Here is a 22954-nt window from a genome sequence, read left to right as displayed (position 1 = left end):
AGCTGACCGAGGTGCGGAGCTGATCGAGTCCGGAGCTACCCCTCGGCGACCTCGCGGTAGAAGGCCGGGGCGGGGCGGACGCCCAGGTCCCGCCGGGCCGGTGCCGGGGCCTCGGTCTCCTCCACCGACCACTCCACCGTGGGCAGGATGATCGAGGGGTCAATGTTGTCCCGGTAGCGGTCGGTGAACTCGAGCATGGCGGCCATGTCCGCCTGGAGCCGGGCCTCCTTGTCCGCGTGCCGGGCTGCGATGGCCCCGTGCACCTCGACGTGGGGGTCCAGCCGGCCGACCGGCTCCTGCCGGGGGTTGGCGAGGTGCCTGATCTCGGTGGAGGGGTCGATGGCCGCGAGCCGCTGGGCGATCTCGCTGATGCTCAGCCGGTGCGTGTAGTTGTGCAGCACCTGGTGCTCGCCCGGGGCGACGTCGAGGTCGGTGAACTCGAGGAAGTTCTCGACGGTGTCCTCGAGGCTGATCAGGCCGGTCTTCTGGCTTCCGTCCCCGTAGACCGTAAGGGGGTGGCCGATCACCATCTGGCACACGAACCGGTTGAAGACGGTGCCGAAGACCGAGTCGTAGTTGAACCGGGCGGCGAGGCCGGCGCACTCCTCGGGGTGGTTCTCCGGGATCGTGGCGCCGAAGATCGTGGCCTGCTGGACGGTGATCACCTTCAGGCCCCAGATCTTCGAGCAGAGGTCGTCGATGAGCAGGTCGGTGATCTTGGACTGGTGGTAGAAGTCCGTGGCCTGCATGGGCAGGAAGCCCTGCAGGACCTGGTGCTGGGCCCCGTGGTCCTCGAAGGTGAAGTCCTTCTTCTCCAGCGGGATGTAATCGGTGTCCGTGCCCATGTAGCAGCCGGCCGAGCCAAGCTTGATGTAGGTGGTCGCCTTGCTCAGGCCCGCGAGGGCCCACAGGACGTTGAGGTGGCCCACGATGTTGTTCGAGAACGTGGCGGCGGCGTTCTTGGCGCTGCTCATCGAGAACGGGGCGGAGGGCTGCTGGGCCGCATTGATGACGACGGCGGGCCGGTACTTCGCGATAACCCGCTCCACGGCGCCGGAGTCCAGGAGCTCGACCTTCTCGAAGGAAAGGTTCTGGCCGCCGAAGAGCCGCTCGTACTCGGCGATGCGCGCCCTGGGGGTCTTGAGGGGCACGAGGACCTTCGCCCCGGCCTCCTTCTCCCACCGGCGCTTGATGAGGTTGTCCACGAGGACCACCGGCCGGCCGGTGCGGCTGGCGAGGGCCAGCCCAAGCGTCCAGCCGAGGTAGCCGTCGCCGCCGAGGACCATGATCGTGCCCGCCGGGGAGGAGGAGCTCTGGGGGTGCATGGGGGTGCCTTCCGCTCTTCGCCATGGCCGGACAGAGTCCGACCCTGTGCTGCGGGGCCCCAGATTTCCTCGCCGACCCATGGTGGAACGCACAGGTTGCCCGGGGCAAACACCGATAACGCGGCAGCAACACCCGGCGCTCCGGAGGACGCCGGAAACGCCGGAAACACCGGAAACGCCGGCGGCCCGGTCCCGCGTCCCCCCAGGAGAAACGCGGGCCCGGGCCGCCAGGGCCTGTGGGCCGAAGGGCCAGGCGGTCAGAAGCCGCCGGTGCCGTTCGGGGTGCCGAGTCCGGTGGGGCCGTCCCAGCCGGTGCGGGCGGTGCACCACTGGGCGGTGGTGCAGGTGCCGTTGGAGCCGGAGGCGACGTCGTACAGCGACCCGGTGTGGGCGTAGGGGATGCTGTTGGCGTACGTGCCGGCGGCCTTCGAGCCGGTGTTGCCGGAGAGGGCGTAGACCGAGGCGATGATCGGGGACGCCTCGCTCGTGCCGCCGAACTGGCCCCACGTGGAGCTCGTGCTCGAGGTCGGGTAGTAGACGGCGAGGCCGCCGTTGGACGGGTCGGAGGCGGCGGCGACGTCGTTCATCGCCCGCTTCGCGCAGCCGGTGCCGGAGTTGGCCGCCGCGGCGAGCGGGGCGTTGTAGGCCGAGCAGCCCGAGCCGGTGCCGGACCAGACGGACTCGGTCCAGCCGCGCGCGGTCGAGGCCTGGTTGAGGCTCGTGCCGCCCACCGCCGTGACGTAGGAGGAGGCCGCCGGGTAGGAGGCGCCCTGGTAGCCGTTGTCGCCGGCGCTGGCCGTGACGGCGATGCCCGGGAAGTTGTAGTACTTCCCGTAGGAGGCGTCGGAGGCGTCCGAGCCGCCGTAGCTGTTGGAGATGGCCACGACGCCGGCCAGCTTCGCCGCGGTCTGGACGGCCGTGCCGAGGTCCGTGAAGCTTGCGGACTTGGCCTGCAGGACCACGATCTTGCAGTCCGGGCAGGCGGCGGAGACGGCGTCGACGTCGAGGGCCTGCTCCTGTGCCCAGCCGAGGTTGAACGTCGGCAGGCTCGTGCCGCCGGTCTGGTTGAGGACCTTGAGGCAGCCGCTCGCCGTCGTGCAGGCGGTCAGGCCGAACTGCTTGCGGTAGGAGGCGAGGTCGCGCTCGAGGTTCGGGTAGCCGTAGGCGTCGACGATCGCCACGGTCCGGCCGCCGGACGCGGTGCCGGTGAGGTTGTACGCCGAGCGCAGCTGGGCGGGCGTGAGGGCGGTGGCCGGCGGCAGCGCGTTGCTGGTGATGCGCTTGCCAGCCGGGTCGGTGGCCGCCCGGGCGGCGCACGCGGCCTCGCCGGGCCTGGCGTCGGTGCAGACCTTGACCGAGTGGCTGGCCGCCTTGGCGGGTGGTGCCGCGGTCGCGGCGGTGGTGCCGGTGGCGAGCGCTGCCGCGATGAGCAGCGCCGTTCCCGCGGCGGAGAGTAGCTTCCTGATGAGGACCGCCCCCTTGTGAACGTGCGCGGCAGGGGGTCCAGGGCCTGCCGCGGGTGCGTTGACGCTGGCCGGCGGCCAGCTCCGCACACCACGCTACGGACGGGTAGGGGCCGGGCGGGGCGATCTTGGGGGAAACTCGCACAAGCCTTGCAGAGGGCGTTGCGGAGGGCGGGAAGCGCAGCGGCCGGCGAGGGTCCGCGCCGCGGCCGGCCGCCCGCCGTCGTGCGCGGCGCTCCGCTGCCCCGCCTACGCGAGCGGCGGGATGGCGCGGCCGGGGTTGAGGATGCCGTGCGGGTCGAGGGCGTGCTTGACCGCGTGGTGCAGGGCCAGGCTCGCGGGCGGGAGCTCCTTGGCGAGCCCGTCCAGCTTGAGGGTGCCCACGCCGTGCTCGCCGCTGACCGTGCCGCCGGCGGCGAGGGCGGCGTCGATGATCTCGGTGAACGCCGCGTGGGCGCGGGCCTTGGCGGCCTCGTCGCCGGGCTCGGTGATGATGAGCGGGTGGAGGTTGCCGTCCCCGGCGTGGGCGATGTTGGCGATCAGAACGTCATGGGCCGCGGAGATCTCCTCGATGCGGGCGAGGACCTCGGGGACCTTGGCTCTGGGCACGCAGACGTCCTCGGTGAGGACGGGCCCGAGCCGCTCGAGCGCCGGGTAGGCCAGGCGGCGGGCGGCGTAGAGGGCCTCGGACTCCTGCTCGTCGGCCGAGACGGCGGCGACGCTGGCCCCGGCCTCCTCGAAGCAGCGGGCGAGCTCGGCGGCCTCGAACCGGCCCTGCTCGCCGCGGGCGTCGGTGCGGCCGATCAGCACCGCGTTCGCGTCGGTGGAGAGGCCCATGTGCTTCCAGTCGTCCACCGCCTTGAGGCAGTGCCGGTCCACGAGCTCGAGCACCGAGGGGCTGATCCCGGACTCGGCCACGAGCGCCACGGCGCGGCCGGCGTCGACGAGGGAGTCGAACATGCCGGCCACCGTGATGGGCGCCGGCGGCAGCGGCCGCAGCCGCACCACGACCTCGGTCACCACGGCGAGGGTGCCCTCGGAGCCGACGATGAGGCCCACGAGGTTGTAGCCCGCCACGCCCTTCGCCGTGCGGGTGCCCAGCCGGGTGATCTCGCCGGTGCCGGTGACCACCTCGAGCTCGAGCACGTAGTCCCGGGTCACGCCGTACTTGACGCAGCACATGCCGCCGGCGTTGGTGGCGACGTTGCCGCCGATCGTGGACCACGGCGACGAGGCCGGGTCCGGCGGGTACCACAGGCCGTGCTGGGCCACGTGGGCGCGCAGGTCGTCGTTGACCACGCCCGGCTGGACCCGGGCCCACCGCTCGGCGGCGTTGACCTCGAGGACCGCGTTCATCCGCTCGAACGAGACGATGACGCAGCCCTCGATCGCGTTCGCGGCCCCGGAGAGCCCCGTCCCGGCCCCGCGCGCCACGAGCGGGGTGCCGGTCTCCGCGCACCAGCGCACCACCTCGGCCACCTCCTCGGTGCTCTCCGGACGCACGACGGCGCGTGGGGCGCCGTAGACGGCCCACTCGCCTTCGTCGTGGAGGTAGCCGGCGAGGGAGGCCTGCGCGGTGAGGACCCGGCCCTCCGGGAGGAGGGCTTCGAGGGTGGCGGTGTCGGCGGCAGGATCGGAGGTCGGCATGGGTGGACTCTACCGGGGCCGGCGGTAGTGGAGCTGGACGGTCCCGTTGGCGTACGGGGTGCTGGCCACGAGCTCGAGGGCATAGTTGGCGGGGTCGCCGTCGAACAGGCGCGTGCCCTCCCCCGCGACGTAGGGGTGGAGGTCCACGTGGAGCTCGTCGATGAGGTCCTCCTCCAGCAGGGAGCGCCACAGCCGCACGCCGCCCCAGACGATGACGTGCCCGTCGCCGCCCTCCCGGAGCCGCCGCACCTCCTCGGCCGTGTCGCCGGAGACGACCGTGGTGTTGGCCCAGCTGGGCTCCCTCAGGGTGCGCGAGAACACGACCTTGGGCGCCGCGTCCATGAACGCCGAGAACGGGTGGTCGGAGCCGGGGAGGTTCGCGGACATGCCCTCGTAGGCGGAGCGGCCCATGAGGTGGAGGTCGGCGCTGCTGTAGAGGTCGATCTGCTCCTGGAGGTGGTCCGGCTCGAAGGGCAGCGGGAAGCGGGCGTCCCAGAAGCCGGTGCCCTCCTCGGCCAGGAGCCCGTCGAGGGAGTAGAAGAAGACCCAGGCGATGAGTGTGCGCATGGGCGCCAGTATGCCCGCCGCGCGTCAGGCCCGGGGAGGGGCGGTGCTCGCGCGCTCGATGAGGCGCACGGGGGCGACGACGCCTGGGCCCGCGCCGGGCTCGGGCTGGCGTCGCCCGAGGGCGTGGAGGACGAGCCTGGCCGCTGCGGCCCCCTGTTCCCCGACGTCCTGGGCGACTGTGGTGAGGTCAAGCAGCTCCGCCAGGGGGTGGTTGTCGATGCCGACGACGGAGATGTCCTCGGGGACGCGGTAGCCGCGACGGCGGAGCGTGTGCAGGACGCCGAAGGCGAGCTCGTCGGAGTGGGCGTAGACCGCCGTCGGGGGCTCCCCCGCTGCATCGAGGATGTCCGCCATGGCCTTGCCGGCGTTGACCGGGTTCCAGTCGACCTCCCTGACGAGCGCGGGATCGGGGCTGACCCCCAGCGCTTCGAGGACGCTCTCGTAGGCCCGTGACCGGCCCGGGGTGGCCGGCCACCCGGGCTGGTCCGGGTCGCTGCCGGCGATCATGGCGATCCTGCGGTGGCCCAGCGAGGTGAGGTGGTCCATCGCGAGGCGGCCGGCATTGACGTCGTCGATGCAGACGTAGGGGTAGGACGCGGACTGGCCGCCGGCGGCGACGATCTTGGCCCCGATGAGCTCGAGCCGCTCGCGCTCGGCCTCCCCCACCGGGAAGGCCACCACGACCACGGCGTCGACCTTGCGGCGTGCGGGGAGCCTGGCCAGGAACTCGCGGCGGTCCTCCGCGTCGTCGACGTGGTACAGCAGGATGTCGAAGTCGGCCTCGGAGAGCACGCGCTCGATCCCGCTGACCATCTGGCCGAAGAACCAGCGCTCAATGTGCGGCACGACCACGGCCACGCGCCCGGTGGTCCCGCTGGCCAGGCGCCGCGCGTCGGGCGAGACCACGAAATCGAGGGCGGTGGCCGATTCCAGGACCCGGGCACGCGTGACGGCCGAGACCCCGTAGGCGTCGTTGAGGGCGCGCGATGCCGTGGAGAGCGAGACCCCGGCATGGCGGGCAACATCGGCGAGGCTCGGCGCCGTCTGGGAGTTCACACGGCGATCCTACCCCGGGGACCCCTTGACTTCGGAAGCGCTTCCGATCACACTTTCGGAAGCGCTTCCGAAGGTGTAGCGCATGATCCCGCCAGTGGAGGAAACCACCTATGGGCCCGACCCGTCTCCGCCCCGCCCGCACCCGTGCCGCGGCCGCCGCGCTGGCCGCCACGGCGGCCCTCGCCGCGACGCTCCTGTCCGCCTGCAGCCCGCCCGGAAGCTCGTCCGCCGCGGCCGCCGGTCCCTCGACGGCCAGCACGGACCTCGGCTCCCAGCCGGTCACGCTCACGCTCTACGACGGGGCCGGGCTCAAGCCGATCGACGACGCGCTGATCGGGGCGTTCACGAAGCAGCACCCCAACGTGAAGATCACCACCCGCTTCGACCCGGACAACGTCCAGGCGGTCAACGCCCCGCGGATCCTCTCCTCCGAGACGCCGCCGGACATCGCCCGCATCGGCGCGCTGGGCGAGACGGTCAAGAGCGGCCTGCTCACCGACCTGGGCCCGTGGGCCTCGGCCTACCACTGGGACAAGCTCCCCGGCGGCCAGCTCGCACAGTACACCTCGACGCCGGACGGCGTGCGCGGAACCGGGGCGCAGTACGCCCTGGCCTCCGGCTTCACCCTGACCGGCCTGTACTACAGCAAGAGCCTGCTCTCCCGCCTCGGCATCTCCCAGCCGCCCGCCACGACCTCCGAGCTCGAGGCGGACCTGCAGAAGGCCAAGGCCGCCGGCATCACGGGCATCATCGCCGGGAACCAGACCGGCCAGGTGGCCACCGCGCTGCAGTTCCAGCTCAACAACAGCGTGGGCCAGAAGCAGCTCAACGCGTGGATCTTCGACCAGCCCGGGGCCAGCATCGCGACCCCCGAGGCCACCGCGGCCGCGCAGACCATCGCCGACTGGGCCGCGAAGGGCTACTTCAACGCGGACTCGAACGGCACCCAGGCCAGCGACGCGCTCGGGCGCTTCGCCCGCGGCGAGGCGCTCTTCTACGCCTCGGGCAACTGGGACTCCTCCTCGCTGCAGAAGCAGATGGGGGACAACGTCGGGTTCGTGCTCCCGCCGGCGGCCCAGGCCGGCGGCAAGGTCCTCGCGATGTCGGACCCGGCGTCGAACTTCGGCGTCCCCGCCAAGTCCAAGAACAAGGACGCGGCGGCGGCCTTCCTGAACTTCCTCACCTCGCCCGAGGCCCGCCAGATCGCCGTGGACAACGGCTTCGCCCCGAGCGGCTCCGGGGACGTCCCCGCCACGAAGAACGCCCTCGCCGGCCAGATCCAGAAGGCCTTCTCCACCCTGGTCGCCGCCGACGGGCAGGTCCAGTACATCCAGAACGCCAGCAGCGGCGCCAACAGCGTCTGGACCGCCCAGGTCCAGCTGCTCGCGGCCGGGAAGACCTCGCCGGCCGAGGCGCTCAAGGCCGTCCAGGCCCAGTACCAGCAGGACCTGAACAAGTGACCGCCCTCCGCACCGCGGCCCCCGAGACCCGCTCGGGGGCCGCCGCGGCCCCGTCCCGCAGGCCGCGGCGCCCCCTCCGGCGCTGGGGAGGATGGCTGTTCGTCCTCCCCGCCCTCGTCTTCTACAGCGTGTTCGTGCTCAAGCCGCTCACAGCCGCGATCCAGTACTCGTTCTACCGCTGGAACGGGATCACGGTGGCGACCTTCGTCGGCGTCGGCAACTACGTCCGCGTCCTCACCGACCCGCACCTGCTCTCCGGCATCGCGCACGCGTTCTTCCTCATCATCTTCTTCACCCTCCTGCCCGTGGCCGGGGGCCTGCTCATGGCGGCGCTCCTGCGCGAGATCCGCGCCAAGGCCTTCGGCACGCTGGCCCGCACGGTCCTCTTCCTGCCGCAGATCATCCCCGGCGCGGCCGCGGCCATCGCCTGGGTCTGGATGTTCTCCTCGAGCGGGACCGCCAACCAGGTCCTGAACGCGGTGGGCCTGGGCGGCCTCGCCCGCGCGTGGCTCGGGGACTTCACCTGGTCGCTGCCGGCGGTGGGGATCATCGGCACCTGGATCAACCTGGGCTTCTGCATGATCCTGCTCCTGTCCGGGATCGGGAAGATCGACGCCTCCATCTACGAGGCTGCCCGCCTGGACGGGGCCGGGTTCCTCCGGACCCTCGTCTCGGTGACCCTCCCGGGGCTCAAGCAGGAGCTCGGCGTCTGCATCACGGTGACGATCATCTCGGCCCTGGCCAGCTTCGACATCATCTTCATGTCCACCCAGGGCGGCCCCGGCTACTCCACGATGGTCCCCGGCGTGCTCGTGTACCAGCTCGGCTTCACCGAAGCGCAGGTCGGCCTGGCCTCCGCGCTGGCCCTCGTGCTGACGGTCCTGATCCTGGCGGTGGTCCTGCCCCTCCAGCGGCTCTTCAGGACGGAGGACTGACCATGAGGGCACCACTGAAAGAACGGCTCCCGGGCCTGGTCCTGCTCCTGGCCGCCATGCTCTTCTCGATCGTCCCGCTCGCAAGCATGCTCACCGCGGCGCTGCACCCGCAGGGAACCGTCCCCGTCGGGATCGAATGGCCCGCGGACCCGCAGTGGCACAACTTCGTCGACGCCTGGAACGTCGCCAACGTCACGCCACTGCTCCTCTCGAGCCTCGCACTCGTCGCCGGCGTGGTGCCCGCCGCGGCCCTGATCGCCACCATGGCCGGCTACGGCCTCGGCCAGCTCAAGGTCCCCGGCGGGGCGGTCTTCTTCGTCCTGCTCCTGCTCGGGCTGACTCTCCCCCGCGAGGCGACGATCGTGCCGCTCTACTACCAGCTGCGGGACATGGGGCTGCTCAACAGCCGGCTCGGCCTCACCCTCGTGCTGATCGGCGAGTTCATGCCCTTCGCCGTCTTCTGGATGCGGGCGCACTTCCTCACCATGCCCAAGGAGCTCGGCGAGGCCGCCTCGATCGACGGCGCCGGGGCCTGGCAGAGCTTCCTGCGGATCCAGGCACCCCTCGCCGTCCCCGCTGTGTCCTCGCTGTGCCTGCTGCTGTTCCTGTGGACCTGGAACACGTTCCTTGAGGCGATCGTGCTGGTCGACGACCCCAACCAGCGCACCATGGCCGGAGCGCTGCAGAACTTCGTGGGCCTGCACTCGACCGACGTGGTGCTGCTGAACGCCGGATCCCTGCTCATCATGGCCCCGACGATCCTCGTGTTCCTGCTCTTCCAGCGCCACTTCATCAAGGCCATGATTGCCGGCACCGTCAAGGGCTGACCTCCAGCCCACCCGCCCCACCGCACTCACACACACTGAAGGACCCATGACAGAGACCCAGCCCCTCGCCGCCGGACAGCTCGCCAGCGCGGACCCCGAGTGGTGGCGGCAGGCCGCCGTCTACCAGATCTACCCCCGCAGCTTCGCCGACTCCAACGCGGACGGCCTCGGGGACATCCCGGGCATCACCTCCCGGATCCCCTACCTGGCCGAACTCGGGATCGACGCCGTCTGGCTCAGCCCCTTCTACCCCTCGGCCCTCGCCGACGGCGGCTACGACGTGGACGACTACCGCGACGTGGACCCGCGCATCGGCACCCTGGCCGACTTCGACCGGATGGCCACGGCCCTCCACGCCGCGGGGATCCGGGTCGTCGTGGACATCGTCCCAAACCACACCTCGGACCGGCACGCGTGGTTCACCGAGGCCCTCGCCGCCCCCAAGGACTCCCCCGCGCGCGGCCGGTACATCTTCCGGGACGGGCAGGGGCCGGACGGCGCCCTCCCCCCGGACGGCCTGCAGTCCCTCTTCGGCGGCAGCGCCTGGGAGCGGATCACGGAGCCGGACGGGGCCCCCGGGCAGTGGTACTTCCACCTCTTCGCCAAGGAGCAGCCGGACCTCAACTGGGACAGCCCCGAGGTGCACGAGGACTTCCTGACCACCCTGCGCTTCTGGTCCGACCGCGGCGTCGACGGCTTCCGCGTGGACGTGGCGCACGGGCTGAAGAAGGACATGGCGACGGCGCAGAACGGGCTGTGGACCACGGACCCCGACGAAATCCTGCGCGGGGGCGAGCACCCGCTCTGGGACCGGGACGAGGTCCACACGGTCTACGCCGAATGGCGCAAGGTGTTCAACGAGTACACCCCGCCGCGCATGGCGGTGGCGGAGGTCTGGGTCGCGCCGCACCGGGTCCCCCGGTACGCCTCCGCGGAGGGCCTCGGGCAGGCGTTCAACTTCGACCTGCTCAAGGCCGACTTCGATCCGGCCAGATTCCGCACCGTCATCGAGAACAACCTGGCACTGGCCGCCGCGTCCGGCGCCTCCTCGACCTGGGTCTTCTCGAACCACGACGTGGTCCGGCACGCCACCCGCTACGGCCTGCCCAACGGGACCGGCCGCCGCGGGCAGGGCACCGACGGCCTCGACTGGCTCCTCGCCGGCGGCGACCCGGGCGAGGTCGACGCCGAGCGGGGCCTTCGCCGGGCGAAGGCAGCGACGCTGCTCATGCTCGCCCTGCCCGGCTCGGCCTACCTGTACCAGGGCGAGGAGCTGGGCCTGCCGGAGGTGGGGCAGATCCCCGGCGCGGACCGCCAGGACCCCATCTACTTCCGCAACGGGGCCACCGAGGTGGGCCGCGACGGCTGTCGCGTCCCCCTCCCGTGGGAGCCGAGCGGCACCTCGTTCGGCTTCGGCGCCGACGGCTCGCACCTGCCGCAGCCGGCCTGGTTCCGGGACTACGCCGCGAGCGTCCAGGCGGCCGACGCCGGCTCCACCCTCGCCTTCTACCGGCGGGCCCTGGCGCTGCGCCACCGGCTCCAGGGGGCCGAGGAGCTCGACTGGCAGCCCTCGTCCGACGACGTCCTGCACTTTGCGCGCCCGGGCGGCTGGCGCGTCGTGGCCAACTTCGGCGAGGCGCCCGTCGAGCTGCCCGAGGGCGAGGTGCTCCTGGCCAGCGCCGCGGTCGAGGTCGGCAAGCTGCCCGGCGAGGCGACCGCCTGGGTCCGCGCCTGAGGCGAGATTGAGGCGAGGCCGAACCGCCGGACCTCCTCGGCGGTGCATATAGGGCTTTCAGCTCTAAGCCGCTGTGGTCGGGAAGGGCACACTGTTCCCACGGTCCGATCAGCCGGGATTGGACCCGGTGTGGGAGGGGACCTCATGGATGTTCGAGTCGTGGAGTCGCTAGTCATGGCGGAGATCGGGGACGGGGTGCTTACCGCTCTGTTCCCGGTAGAGCATTGCGCACGATGGGAGTTCGGGCCGTGGGCTCCGCTCATGGGCTGGTTCAAGGAGCGTCCGGGCCTGACGCGGCTCATCGGGGTGGCTCAGGTGGCCGTTGCGGTGGCCGTGGCCGCCGGCTTGTCCAAGACCCCGGGGCCGGCCTGGGAGAAATGAATCCCGGCGCCATCGAGCGCTGCGATCCACAAGTAGGGCCCAGCCGCATCAGGGGCACACTGGTGGAATGAGCGGAAGCCCTTGGGTGCTGCACGTGGACCTCGACCAGTTCCTCGCGGCGGTCGAGGTGCTGCGCAGGCCCGAGCTCGCGGGCCTGCCCGTCATCGTGGGCGGCCGGGGCGACCCCACCAAGCGGGCGGTGGTCTCGACCGCGTCCTACGAGGCGCGGGCGTACGGTGTGCGCTCCGGGATGCCGCTGAGGATCGCCGCGCGGAAGGTGCCCGACGCCGTCATCCTCCCCGTGGACCGGGAGGCCTACCTCGAGGCCTCCGACGCCGTGATGGCCACCCTCCGCGACCAGCCCGGCGCGACCGTGCAGGTGATCGGCTGGGACGAGGCCTTCATCGGCGTCGGGACCGATGACCCCGAGGCCTACGCCCGCTCGCTCCAGGCCGCCGTCCTCGAGCGGACGCGGCTGCACTGCAGCGTGGGCATCGGCGACACGCTGGTCCGGGCCAAGGTGGCCACCGGCTTCGGCAAGCCGGCTGGCGTCTTCCGCCTCACCGCGGCCAACTGGCTCGAGGTCATGGGCGGGCTGCCCACCAAGGAGCTGTGGGGCGTCGGCTCCAAGGTGTCGGCCCGGCTGGCCGCGCTCGGCATCCGGACCGTCGCCGAGCTCGCTGCGGCCGATCCGCAGGACCTGGTCCCGGAGTTCGGCCCGAAGATGGGCCCGTGGTACGCGCAGCTGGGGCGCGGGGACGGCTCGAGCGTGGTGGACAGCACCCCCTGGGTGGCGCGCGGGCACAGCCGCGAGACCACCTTCCAGCGGGACTTGACGGACGCGGCGCAGGTGGACGGTGCGGTGCGGGAGCTGGCCGCGCGCGTCCTCGAGGACGTCGCGGCCGAAGGGCGGCCGGTGGTCGGGCTGACCCTCAAGGTCCGGTACGCCCCGTTCGACACCACGAGCCACGGGCGGAAGATCCCCGAGACCTCCGATCCGGGCGAGGTCCTCGCCCGGGCCCTCGAGCTCGCCTCCGCGATCGAGCCCGGGCGGCCCATCCGGCTCCTCGGCCTGCGGGCGGAGCTGGCCATGCCCGCCGAGGCCAGGGAGGGGCACACGCCCACGCGCAGCGGCTGGTGAGCACGCGGCCGGCGGGTCTATCCTGTCCGCACAGTGGTGCGGGCTGGGGCGCAGCAGTCGAGGAAGAAGCCCGCCGTGGTCGCCATCAAGCTCCGCTCCATCAGGACCGCAGACGGCGGCTCCTTACGCGTCTACAGCTTCGGCGTCGGGCCGGGCGCGGTCTTCGCGGCGGGCAGCCTGACCCGCACCGCCGTCTACGGCAGGTTCGCCAGCAGCCTCTCGGCCACCATCCCGGTCCACCTGTACGACCGCCGGGGCCGCGGCGGCTCGGGCCCGCAGCCGCCCGGATACTCGATGGAGACCGAGCTCGAGGATCTGGCGGCAGTTCTGGAGGCGACGGGCAGCTCGGTGGTCCTCGGGCACAGCTTCGGCGGCGGCATCGCGCTGGAGGCCGCGCTCCGCCTGCCGGTCAGCCGGGTGGCGGTCTACGACCCCGCCGTCAACATCGACGGCTGCCTTCCCACGCGCACGCTCCCCGCGCTGGCGGCCGCGGCCGAGAGGGGCGACCACGTCGGGGCGGTCATGGTCTTCTCGCGGGAGATGGACCCGCTGCTGGCGAAGGTGCCGCTGCCCGACCCCGCGGCCCGGGCGCTCGTGTGGGCCGCGGCCCACCTGACGAAGGACGGGCACGCGTGGGAGGAATTGGTCCCCTCCCTGGCGCACGAGCTCGCGCTGCTGGACAGCCGGCGGGCCGCTGCCGAGTACGCCGGCATCGCTGCCCCCCTCCTGCTCCTGGCCGGGGCCCACAGCCCCGCGTACTTCCGGCGCATCGCCGCCGGGCTCGCGGCGTCGCTCCCGGGCAGCACAAGCCTGGTGGTCCCGCACGCTGGCCACGGCGCCCTGCACCGGCCCTCCGAGGTGATCCTCTCCGCCTTCCGGCGGTTCCTCGCGCAGGCGGCGTAAGGCGCTCCGTGGACTGTCGGTGCGTCGCCCTAGCATGGGAGCGACGCCCGGATCCGCCACGGGCGCCGACCACACGGGCAGGAGGGGTGCCGTGGACTACTTCACGATCCGGGCGCTGCGCGAGAACCACGCTGGATGGTCTCTCCTCTGCGCCCAGACGGCGCCGCTGGCCCTCACTTTCTTCATGGCCGCCTTCATCCAGCCGAACAGGCGCAACCTCGGCCGGCAGGAGCTCATCGATTCGCTCGAGGACATCCTCTTCCGGGTGCGGGAAAGCACCGGAGACAGCATGTTCCCGCGGCCGGCCGGCGAGTACCTCGACGAGTGGGCGAACCCCGAGAAGGCATGGCTGAGGAAGTACTACGCCGAGGGCCGCGACGAGCCCGTCTACGACCTCACGGCCTCGACCGAGGACGTGGTCCGTTGGGTCGAATCCCTGCAGGGCCGCGAGTTCGTTGCCACGCAGTCGAGGCTCTCGGGGATCTTCGCCCTGCTCAAGTCGCTCGTCCAAGGCTCCGAGACGGACCCTGAGGTGCGGCTCGCGGAGCTGCACGCCGAACGCGAGCGGATCGACGCGGAAATCGAGCGCGTGGCACGCGGCGACGTCCGCGTGATGAGCGCCCCGGAGGCGAGGGACCATTTCCAGCAGCTCACGGACCAGGCCAAGGAGCTCCTCTCCGACTTCCGGGAGGTCGAGCAGAACTTCCGCGCCCTCGACCGCCAGCTGCGCGAGCGTATCGCCACCTGGGACGGGACGCAGGGCGAGCTCCTCGAGGAAATCTTCGCCAACCGGCAGGACATCGCAGGTTCCCTCCAGGGGCGCACTTTCCAAGGCCTGTGGGACTACCTCATGTCCCCCACCCAACGGGGCGAGCTCGTCGACCTGCTTGAGCGCGCCGGCCAGATCGAGTCCTTACAGGGCCTCCCTGGCCTCGACGGACTCCAGGCCATGCACCAGGACTGGCTCCCGGCGCTCGAGGAGACCCAGGTGACCGTACGCCGCCTCTCCCAGCAGCTGCGCCGGCTCCTGGACGACAAGGTGTTCCTCGAGAACAAGCGCATCATCGCGCTGATCCGCAGCATCGAAGGGCATGCCCTCGCGCTGCGCGGCTCACCTCCGCCGGGCCCGCCCGCCGAGATGCCAGCCCAGCACGTGGACGTCGGGCTGCCCTTCGAGCGGCCCCTCTACTCCCCGAGCGGCCGCGTGCTGATCAACGACGCCGTTGAGGTCGCCGACGACGCCGGGCTCGACGCCGAGGCCCTGTTCGACCAGTTCGCCGTGGACCGGGAACGCCTCCGCGGGCAGATCGACGCAGTCCTCGAGTCGGCAGACCAGGCGACCCTCGCCGACATCGTGGACGCGTATCCCATCGAGCAGGGCCTGGCCGAGATCGTGGCGTACTTCCAGCTCGCCTCGGAATCACCGTGGGCAACCACAGACACCGGGCACGAACAGCGCCTGGTCTACACGCTCGCGGACGGCGAGCAGAGAGAAGCCTTCGTGGAACGCATCATCTTCGTGAGGCCCTCATGACCGCGCCCGAGGACGCCGGAATCGGTCCCGCCGCCAGCGCTGCAGCCGGACCGGGGGCGGCCACGCCCGCGGACCTGCCCGCCGTGGTCACCCGCCTGTTCAAGGGCGTCCTCTACCGCGAATCGGACGAGAAACTGTGGCAGGCGCTCGCGGAGCTGAGCTCGCACGTGCAGGACTACGTGTCCGTCCTGGGCCTCGAGCTGTTCCTCGACGACGCCGAGGGCTACGCGTTCCTGCGCTCGCGCAACGACGCAGACTCGGACCTTCCCCGCCTCGTCCCCCGGCGCCAGCTCACCTTCGCTGTGAGCCTGCTGCTGGCGCTCCTGCGGGCACGGCTCGCCGAATTCGACCAGCGCAACGACGAGACCCGGCTGATCATGACCGAGACCCAGCTGCACGAGATGCTCGCGGTCTTCCTGCCCGAGACGAGCAACGAGGCCAGGATGCTCGACCAGCTCTCGACCACCATCAAGAAGGTCGTGGAGCTCGGCTTCCTCAGGCGCCTGCGCGGGCAGGAAGGGTCCTACGAGGTGGTCAGGATCATCAAGGCCTTCGTGGACGCACAGTGGCTTGAAGAGTTGGATGCCCGGCTCGCGGACTACCGGGCCGCGCTCGCGGGCGACGCACCGCAGGAGGGGAACGGCGCATGAGCGTGGACGGACAAGACCAGCTCTTCGGCCTCGAGGAGCTCGCCGACGAGGCCATCGGCGCCGACGGCTCCGGGGAGGGCCCGCGCCCCGGGTTCCGCCTGCACCGGCTCGAGCTGCTCAACTGGGGCACGTTCGACGGCGGGGTGCGCACCTTCCGCCTCGATGGCGAGACGAGCCTGCTCACGGGGGACATCGGGTCGGGCAAGTCGACGGTGGTCGACGCCGTCACGACGCTCCTGCTCCCGGCCCACCGCATCGAGTACAACAAGGCCGCAGGCGCGCAGAAGAAGGAGCGCACCCTGATGTCCTACGTGCGCGGCTTCCACAAGAGCGAACGCACGGCCGCGGGCGACAGCTCCAAGCCGGTCGCCCTCCGCGGTCCCGGATCCTTCTCCGTAGTCCTCGGCGTGTTCCACAACGCGGTCCTCGATAAGACCGTCACGCTCGCCCTCACCCTGTGGGCAACCCAGGAGGCCGGCCAGCCGAACCGCTTCTACACGCTCGCCCCACGTGAGCAGGGCATCGCGGCCGACTTCGCCGACTTCGGCGGCGACCCCGCGAAGCTCAAGAAGACCCTGCGCGCGAGTGGCGTCGACGTGTTCGACACCTTCGAGAAGTACGAGTCCGCGTTCAAGCGCCACTTCGGGATCGGCAGCGGGCAGGCGATGGAGCTGTTCCACCGCACCGTGTCAATGAAGCAGGTCGAGAACATCACGCAGTTCGTTCGCGCGAACATGCTCGACGACGACGACGTCCAGGACCGCATCGCGAACCTCCTGCACCACTTCGACGACCTCAAGAAGGCGCACGAGGCGGTCCTCCGCGCGAAGGACCAGATCTCCCGGCTCGTCCCCGTCCGCGACGGTGCGGCGCGGCACGCCGAGCTCGCCGGCCGTGAGGCCCGCGGCCGCGCCCAGCGGGACCAGCTCCTGCCCTGGTTCACATCGAAGCGGCTCGGGCTGAGCCTCGAGCACCAGGCCGAGCTCGCGCGCACGGCCGAGCGCCTGGGCCGGGAGAAGGACGAGCGGCGGGCCGAGGAGCTCGCCGTCGAGACCGAGCTATCCCAGATCCGCGAGGACCTGCGCACCCAGGGCGGCGGGCGGCTCGCCGCCATCGACACGGCTATCCTCGAAGCCCGCGCCGTCCAGGCCAGGCAGAAGGCCAGGGGCGCCGACTACGCCGCCGCCGCAGGGCGCCTCGGCCTCGCAGACCCCGCCGAGCGCGTGGCGTTCGATCAGAATGCGAGCCGTCTCGACAGGGTCGAGACCGGCCTCCGCGAACGGGCTGAGGCCCTCAACGGGGAGCTGGCGCGGCGCACGGCTGAACGCGGCGACGCGGCGAGCCGGGTGCAGGAGCTCTCCGACGAGGTGCGCAGCCTCAGCGCGCGGCAGAACCTGCTGCCCCGGGCCCAGCTCGAGCTGCGCGCCCGCCTGTGCGCGGGTACCGGCGTGCCCGCGTCGGCGCTTCCGTACGCGGGCGAGCTGCTGCGGGTTCGGGACGGCGAGTCGCTGTGGGAGGGCGCCGCAGAGCGGACGCTGCGCGGGTTCGCGCTCTCGCTCCTCGTCCCCGACGAGCACTACGCGGCCGTGAGCTCGTGGGTTGATGCGAACAACCTGCGGGCCCGCCTCGTGTACCTCAGAGTCGCGGACTCCCGCCCGGGACCCGCGGCCCAGCCCGAGCCCGGGACGCTCGGCTCGAAGATCACGGTCAAGCCGGGAACCCCGTTCCGCGAGTTCCTGCTTGGCGAGCTATCGCGCCGCTTCGACCACCGGTGCTGCGAGGACCTCGCCGAGTTCCGCCGCTCGGCCAGGGCCGTCACGCCCAACGGCCAGCTCAAGACCGGCGGAGGGCGGCATGAGAAGGACGACCGCCGCGACATCACGGACCGGCGCGAGTACGTCCTCGGCTGGGACAACACCGAAAAGGTCGCCCGGCTCCGTACAGACCTCGACGCCGCCGAGGCCGGGCTCGCGGCCCTGGACGCGCAAATCGCGCGGACCATCAATGGCCTCGGCGAGCTGGCCCACGGCCAGCAGGACCTCGGCAAGCTGCACGGCACGTCCTTCGAGGACATCGACTGGCGCGGCACGTCGCGCCGCATCGAGGACCTGACGGCCGAGAAGGCGCAGATCGAGGAGGCGAGCGACGTCCTGGCCGCGCTGGCCGCGAAGGAGGCAGCCGCCGTCGTGCGCCTGGGCCGGGTGCGGGAGAAGGCCTCCGCCGTGGAGAAGCGGATCGGGGCGAACGAGAACGAGGAGCGCGCGATCGCCGAGGCGATCGAGGAGTGCCGCGGAATTCTCGCCGAGCATCCGATCACGGACGACGCCGGGCTGGCGGCGGAGATCGCGGCGCTCGCCGAGGCGGTGCTCGGCGACGAGGAGCTCACCTACAAGAACGCCGAGCGGGCGCAGACCCGGGTCCGGGAGCAGCTCCAAGGCGAGTTGGACGCGCTCAACAAGCGCGTGGCGGCCGCCGCCGAGAAGACGATCAACCTCATGGCGGCCTTCCGCGCCGCCTACCCCACGGAGACCACGGACTTCGACGAGTCGCTCGACGCGGCTCCCGAGTACAGCGCGCTGCTCGAGCAGCTGCAGGGCAACGACCTGCCCCGCTTCGAGGAGCGCTTCAAGGAGTCGCTGAACCAGAACACGATCAACGAGGTCGTCGGGTTCAACGCGTTCCTCGAGGGACGCAAGACCGTGATCGCCGGCAGGATCCGGGAGATCAACGCCTCCCTCGCCGAGATCGAATACAACCCCGGCCGGCACATCCAGCTCGAGCTCCAGCCCACCACCGATTCGGACGTGCGCGAGTTCGTGGCGGACCTGCGGGCCTGCTCGGAGGGGACGCTCGGCGCGGAGGAGCAGTACTCCGAGCAGAAGTTCCTCCAGGTCGAGAAGCTCGTGGAGCGGTTCCGGGGACGCCAAGGGCTCACCGCGCTGGATGCCCGGTGGACCGCGAAGGTCACCGACGTGCGCCAGTGGTTCACGTTCAGCGCCTCGGAGAAGTGGACCGAGACCGGCGAGGAGCACGAGCACTTCACGGACTCCGGCGGCAAGTCAGGCGGCCAGAAGGAGAAGCTCGCCTACACGATCCTCGCCGCGGCGCTCGCGTTCCAGTTCGGGCTCGCGGGAACCCAGTCCGCCGAGCGGGGACGCAGCCCCGAGCGCAGCTTTCGCTTCGTGGTGATCGATGAGGCGTTCGGCCGCGGCTCCGATGAGTCTGCGCGGTACGGGCTCGAGCTGTTCCGTCGCATGCGGCTCCAGCTGCTCGTGGTCACGCCGCTACAGAAGATCCACGTGATCGAGCCGTACGTGGCCCATGTCGGCTTCGTCGCGAATCCCACCGGGCAGGACTCGCGGCTGCGGAACATGACGATCCAGGAGTACCGTGAGGAGCGGGACCGGCGTGCCGGCTGAGAAGGTGCGCGGCCGCCCTGGCGGCTGGACGGGGGTTGCGGAGCTGAAGTCGGCCGCGCAGCGGTCCTGGGACCGGGGCGAGCTCCTGCGGGAGGCGATCCGGCCCACGGGGGCCTACCCGCGCCGTCGTCCGCTCAGGCGCCCCACCGCCGCCCAGCTGCGGGACGACTACGCTGCCGCGCGGGCGTGGGCCGCGGAGCTGCACGCGGCGGCCGGCGCTGGCGGGTCAGGGCCGTTCACCCTCGAGACAGCGGAGGCGGGGCGGACAACGATCGGGGCGAACCTCGTGCCAGCGGCCGCGGTCTTCGCCTCCCCCGCGGACGAGGCGGGGTTCATCGGACGACGGCGGGACCTCGAGTCGTTCGTGCGGGTCGCCGACACGGTCCTCGCCGCGGAGCCAGGGCTTGAGGGGTGGCTGTGCCGGCGGGCGCTGCATGCGCTCGAGGTGCGCAGGGATCTGCCGGACCTAGTCCGGGCCGCGCGCTGGTTCGCGGACCATCCCGCGCCGGGCGTGTACCTCCGGCAGCTGTCGCTTCCCGGGATCCACACGAAGTTCCTCGAGACGCGCCGGCGGACCCTCGACGAGCTCGTCACGGCCATCGATCCCGACCGGGCGGCGGGCGGCTTCGAGGCGCGGCACGGGCTCCTGACCGAGCCGGCGCCGGTACGATTCCGGCTGCTCGACCCCGCGTTGGCATTCCCTGGAGGGGCCACGGACGTGGTGCTCCGCGTGGACGACTTCGCCAGACTGCGCCTTGACCTGCGGACCGTCATCGTCGTCGAGAACAAGGTCACGTTCCTTTCGCTGCCGCCGCTGCCCGGTGCGCTGGCCGTCTTCGGGGCGGGGTTCGGCTCGGGCACGCGGGTGCCGGAATGGCTCTCGGCCTTCCCTCTCCTGTACTGGGGGGACCTGGACTCGCACGGCTTCGCCGTCCTGGACCAGCTCCGCGCCTCGCATCCGCACGTCGAGAGCCTGCTCATGGACCAGGAGACGCTCGCAGCACATGCCGAGCTCTGGGTCGAGGACCCCCGACCCACGAGGGCGGCGCTGACGCGGCTCACCGCCGAGGAGGGCGAGGTCTATGACGCGCTGACCGGCGGCGATCTGGTCCCGGACGGGTGGGCGGGGGTGCGCCTCGAGCAGGAGTACGTGAGCTGGGACTGGGCCTTGGAGAGGATCGCGGCGGCCGCCTCTGGGTGGAAGGCCTAAGGGCCGTATAGCGCGCGCCGGCGCTGGCGGCCCTACTGCCGCCAGCGCAGCCGGGTGCCCGTGGCCGAGGTCTTGCACGTGTAGAGCACCGTCCGCGGTGTCCCAGACGATGCATGCAGTGGCGTTTCCGATACCGTCGCCGGCTCTCTCTGCCCCATCGAACCTTCGCTGCGCCATAAAGTGCCAGCATGGTCCCGCGTATCACAATCGTGACATCCGCCCGCTGGTGGCCTGCAGCCTACTCCCCGCCCATCTGGAACTCGAACGCCTGGCGGACCAGCCCGACGATGTAGACAAGGTCGGAGCCCTCGTCCAGGCCGACCTCGGTCGGGCCGTTGCCCCAATGTCCTTTGTCGCTGACGTCCCAAGCAAGGCTGCGCTCGTCACGGAGCGCTTCGATTGGAATATTGAGGCTGAGCCTCAACCGGGCCTTCTGGGGCACGACATCGACGAAGTTGGTTTCGGCCTTGAACGCGACGTAGAGCTTCAGGAACTGCCGGGTGATACCCGGGTCCAGAGCGAGCACCTCGGCACTGAACTTCTCGAACAAGGCCCGGCGCGGCTGCGGTAGGAGATGCGGATGGTCCTCGACGGTGAAGTCAGATTCGGCCCGCTTGCCCTCGAACTCCGCGATCGTCTCGGCGGGAAGCTCTGGACGGGCCCAGATCTTGAGCGCATCATCGGCCAACCGCGAGGCACGCTTCTGGATCTCGCTCGCATTCCAGGTCTCGAGCCGTCCTAGGCCCCTGTTCAGCCGGAGTGGGCTGTCCTTGAACCCGCCCTCCATGTCGCGCTTCTTGGTGAACGAGTGATCGGAGTACTCGGAGTTATAGCCCGTCAGCGTCAGGTTTCCTAGGGTATGCAGGTACTTCTGCTGCACGTCCTCCCAGTCGTCGCCGAGCGCGGTCTGCCACTCTTCGGACAGGTCGTCGTTCTGCGGCATGATGTGCTCGATCGTGTAGTCCTCGATCGTCACGTGCTCCTTGCGGCCGTAGTTCTCCAGCATGCGCAGGAAGTACGAGCGCCGGCGGAAGTTGTACAGGTCGTTGGCCGCGAGGTCCGCTACGAACTCGGCGTCCGTCGGGAACCGGCGGTAGCTCCTAAAGCCAAGGAAGTTGGCCCTAACGCTGTCGAGGTAGCGGTCCTTACGCACCGCGGCGCTGAAGCCTGCGAAGGTCTTGTTCAGCGAGTTGGTCGGGATTCGGCAGACTGCGCGGCGGAAGATGTACGAGGTCACCAGGTCGACGATCTCGAGCACGTCGTCTCGGGTCAGGGTCCCGAGCTCGTAGTCTGTGTAGGCCTCCAGCAGGAAGGGGAATACGACGTCGGCCTTGATCTGGTCCAGGTCCCTGAAAGCGCGCTGAAGTTTCGGGTCCGATTCCTTGCCTAGTGCCATCGCGCAGTACCGGCGTGCATACTGGCGCAGCTCGATGACGAGCGACTCGATGGTCTCGTCGGCAGCCGTGAAGGCGGCGGCGTGATTCTTGAACCCGTCATAGATGTCGTCAAGGCGCGGGATCTCACCGGTCTTGATGGTCAGGTAGTGGCGGACGAACTCGTCGAACTGGCTATCCTCCGCACCGGCGAACTCGAGTTCCATGGGCCGCCAGTAGGCCGAGTAGAGCTTCTCCTGCTGCTTAGGCGGCAGGTCCATCAGCACGTAGTTGCGGATCAAGTCGGCCTGGGACAGTTCCTTGCCGGTTGAGTTCATTGCCTCGAAGACCAGTTGGGGGTTGTCGACACCGCGCTCGAGCTTCACATCGACGACGACGAGCTTGTCGAGTCCGCGGCAGACAACCGCCAGGTCCAGGCGTGAATCGTTGAGTTTCTGCTCGAAGAAGGCATAGTTATCGGTCACGCGGGTGATCATGCCCGACGGTAGCTCCGCGCCCTGCAGGATGGTCATGAGCGCCTGCCTGTCGCTCTGGGACAGGATCAGCTTGAACTGGCGCTCGCCCTCCTCGTCATCGTTGAGGAGGTAGCGATTGCGGATCTTACGTGGCGAGAAGCCGTCCCATGGCTCCCGCTCATCCTCCGGAAGCCTCTCGAGCCGCGCAGCCAGTGCAGCGAGGATCAGCGTCACCGTCGTGACCCGCTGCTGGCCGTCAATGATCAGATCCGGCTCGGCTGAGGTGTTGGTTGCCTGGTCCCTGGCGACGTAGACGATCGAGCCTGTGAAGTGGGAACCGAGGGCTGCCGTCGATCCGGCCCGGACGATGTCGGCCCACAGCTTGGCGCAGTGCGTTTCCTGCCACGAGTAGAGCCTCTGGTAGATCGGCACAATGAACTGGCTGCTCGCCTTGAGCAGTGTGAGCAGGTGGGTGTCAACGGCCTTCATCGGTTTCCCCCGTGGTGTGCGTGTATCAGGAACTTTACAACCCACTCGGAGTATCGGGATCACGGCGTTCGAACGCGGCTCGGTGACACGAGTGGCGACGAGCACGCAAAGGGTCGAACTCCCTGTTCTCGGGCTCCTGCAGCTCGGCCGCAGCGGCCAAGGCTTCAAAGGCATCAGCCGGCAGACCGCTCTGTTCGGTAGAGATGCGGGCGTCTCGGGCACTCGGCGTCGTGCCGACAGCTGGGTAACGGAATAAGCGATGCGATCGATCGTCGCCTGTCCCTCGTCCTCCCGTCGCCACCCGAGGCAGCACCTGTGGCGCCACCCATCGGAGTCTGCATCAATAGGGGTCGGGACATAGAC

The 22954-nt window shown here is 70.6% G+C and carries 16 protein-coding genes; 10 read left to right on the top strand and 6 right to left on the bottom strand.

Going from position 1 to position 22954, the window contains the following annotated elements; all coding sequences use genetic code 11:
• Nucleotides 1-35: 35 nt before the first annotated feature.
• The 5 genes from J2W20_RS11845 to J2W20_RS11825 form a co-directional block, all read right to left on the bottom strand.
• Nucleotides 36-1325 (bottom strand): NAD-dependent epimerase/dehydratase family protein, encoded by a 1290-nt coding sequence (locus J2W20_RS11845; protein WP_307006823.1) that lies wholly within the window; start codon nt 1323-1325, stop codon nt 36-38.
• A 257-nt stretch (nt 1326-1582) separates the two neighbouring features.
• Nucleotides 1583-2878 (bottom strand): S53 family peptidase, encoded by a 1296-nt coding sequence (locus J2W20_RS11840; protein WP_307006821.1) that lies wholly within the window; start codon nt 2876-2878, stop codon nt 1583-1585.
• 159 nt (nt 2879-3037) lie between these two features.
• Nucleotides 3038-4435 carry an FAD-binding oxidoreductase gene (locus tag J2W20_RS11835; RefSeq protein ID WP_307006820.1) on the bottom strand — a complete coding sequence of 466 codons (1398 nt, stop codon included), beginning with the start codon at nt 4433-4435 and terminating at the stop codon, nt 3038-3040.
• A 9-nt stretch (nt 4436-4444) separates the two neighbouring features.
• Nucleotides 4445-5002: a dihydrofolate reductase family protein gene (locus tag J2W20_RS11830; RefSeq protein ID WP_307006819.1), complete on the bottom strand. Its 558-nt coding sequence runs from the start codon at nt 5000-5002 to the stop codon at nt 4445-4447.
• A 24-nt stretch (nt 5003-5026) separates the two neighbouring features.
• Nucleotides 5027-6058: a LacI family DNA-binding transcriptional regulator gene (locus tag J2W20_RS11825; protein WP_307006818.1), complete on the bottom strand. Its 1032-nt coding sequence runs from the start codon at nt 6056-6058 to the stop codon at nt 5027-5029.
• A 110-nt stretch (nt 6059-6168) separates the two neighbouring features.
• Between J2W20_RS11825 and J2W20_RS11820 the strand changes: the two genes are divergently transcribed.
• The 10 genes from J2W20_RS11820 (at nt 6169) to J2W20_RS11775 (ending at nt 20253) form a co-directional block, all read left to right on the top strand.
• On the top strand, nt 6169-7518 hold the full coding sequence (locus J2W20_RS11820; protein ID WP_307006815.1) for an ABC transporter substrate-binding protein: 1350 nt from the start codon (nt 6169-6171) through the stop codon (nt 7516-7518).
• A complete protein-coding gene (locus tag J2W20_RS11815) occupies nt 7515-8453 on the top strand; it encodes a carbohydrate ABC transporter permease (protein ID WP_307006814.1) in 939 nt (312 codons plus the stop codon). Before J2W20_RS11820 ends, J2W20_RS11815 begins: the two co-directional genes overlap by 4 nt.
• 2 nt (nt 8454-8455) lie before the next feature.
• A complete protein-coding gene (locus J2W20_RS11810; RefSeq protein ID WP_307006812.1) occupies nt 8456-9280 on the top strand; it encodes a carbohydrate ABC transporter permease in 825 nt (274 codons plus the stop codon).
• A gap of 46 nt (nt 9281-9326) precedes the next feature.
• Nucleotides 9327-11015, top strand: a complete 1689-nt coding sequence (locus J2W20_RS11805; RefSeq protein ID WP_307006811.1) for a glycoside hydrolase family 13 protein — start codon at nt 9327-9329, stop codon at nt 11013-11015.
• A 448-nt stretch (nt 11016-11463) separates the two neighbouring features.
• Nucleotides 11464-12537 carry a DNA polymerase IV gene (locus tag J2W20_RS11800; RefSeq protein WP_307006810.1) on the top strand — a complete coding sequence of 358 codons (1074 nt, stop codon included), beginning with the start codon at nt 11464-11466 and terminating at the stop codon, nt 12535-12537.
• A gap of 75 nt (nt 12538-12612) precedes the next feature.
• Complete coding sequence (locus J2W20_RS11795; protein ID WP_307006809.1) at nt 12613-13440, top strand: alpha/beta fold hydrolase; 828 nt, start codon at nt 12613-12615, stop codon at nt 13438-13440.
• 91 nt (nt 13441-13531) lie between these two features.
• Complete coding sequence (locus J2W20_RS11790; protein ID WP_307006808.1) at nt 13532-14974, top strand: DUF3375 domain-containing protein; 1443 nt, start codon at nt 13532-13534, stop codon at nt 14972-14974.
• A complete protein-coding gene (locus J2W20_RS11785; RefSeq protein WP_307006807.1) occupies nt 14971-15624 on the top strand; it encodes a DUF4194 domain-containing protein in 654 nt (217 codons plus the stop codon). Before J2W20_RS11790 ends, J2W20_RS11785 begins: the two co-directional genes overlap by 4 nt.
• Nucleotides 15621-19043 (top strand): ATP-binding protein, encoded by a 3423-nt coding sequence (locus J2W20_RS11780; protein ID WP_307006806.1) that lies wholly within the window; start codon nt 15621-15623, stop codon nt 19041-19043. The genes J2W20_RS11785 and J2W20_RS11780 overlap by 4 nt, the downstream gene beginning before the upstream one ends.
• A complete protein-coding gene (locus J2W20_RS11775; protein ID WP_307006805.1) occupies nt 19033-20253 on the top strand; it encodes a DUF3322 domain-containing protein in 1221 nt (406 codons plus the stop codon). The genes J2W20_RS11780 and J2W20_RS11775 overlap by 11 nt, the downstream gene beginning before the upstream one ends.
• A 238-nt stretch (nt 20254-20491) precedes the next feature.
• Here the strand turns inward: J2W20_RS11775 and J2W20_RS11770 are convergent, their stop codons facing one another.
• Nucleotides 20492-22591, bottom strand: a complete 2100-nt coding sequence (locus tag J2W20_RS11770) for a DUF262 and DUF1524 domain-containing protein (protein ID WP_307006804.1) — start codon at nt 22589-22591, stop codon at nt 20492-20494.
• Nucleotides 22592-22954: the final 363 nt, after the last annotated feature.

Origin of the sequence: Sinomonas atrocyanea (assembly GCF_030812675.1) — a bacterium.
In the GTDB taxonomy this organism is placed as follows: Bacteria; Actinomycetota; Actinomycetes; order Actinomycetales; family Micrococcaceae; genus Sinomonas; species Sinomonas atrocyanea_B.
Note: the sequence above shows the minus strand (reverse complement) of the source record. Positions and strands in the feature narration are given on the sequence as shown.

What these genes read in the sequence shown, in the direction of transcription:
- J2W20_RS11845 (WP_307006823.1), bottom strand. Translation starts at nt 1,325, where the DNA reads ATGCACCCCCAGAGCTCCTCCTCCCCGGCGGGCACGATCATGGTCCTC.
- J2W20_RS11835 (WP_307006820.1), bottom strand. Translation starts at nt 4,435, where the DNA reads ATGCCGACCTCCGATCCTGCCGCCGACACCGCCACCCTCGAAGCCCTC.
- J2W20_RS11830 (WP_307006819.1), bottom strand. Translation starts at nt 5,002, where the DNA reads ATGCGCACACTCATCGCCTGGGTCTTCTTCTACTCCCTCGACGGGCTC.
- J2W20_RS11820 (WP_307006815.1), top strand. Translation starts at nt 6,169, where the DNA reads ATGGGCCCGACCCGTCTCCGCCCCGCCCGCACCCGTGCCGCGGCCGCC.
- J2W20_RS11810 (WP_307006812.1), top strand. Translation starts at nt 8,456, where the DNA reads ATGAGGGCACCACTGAAAGAACGGCTCCCGGGCCTGGTCCTGCTCCTG.
- J2W20_RS11805 (WP_307006811.1), top strand. Translation starts at nt 9,327, where the DNA reads ATGACAGAGACCCAGCCCCTCGCCGCCGGACAGCTCGCCAGCGCGGAC.
- J2W20_RS11800 (WP_307006810.1), top strand. Translation starts at nt 11,464, where the DNA reads ATGAGCGGAAGCCCTTGGGTGCTGCACGTGGACCTCGACCAGTTCCTC.
- J2W20_RS11785 (WP_307006807.1), top strand. Translation starts at nt 14,971, where the DNA reads ATGACCGCGCCCGAGGACGCCGGAATCGGTCCCGCCGCCAGCGCTGCA.
- J2W20_RS11780 (WP_307006806.1), top strand. Translation starts at nt 15,621, where the DNA reads ATGAGCGTGGACGGACAAGACCAGCTCTTCGGCCTCGAGGAGCTCGCC.
- J2W20_RS11770 (WP_307006804.1), bottom strand. Translation starts at nt 22,591, where the DNA reads ATGAAGGCCGTTGACACCCACCTGCTCACACTGCTCAAGGCGAGCAGC.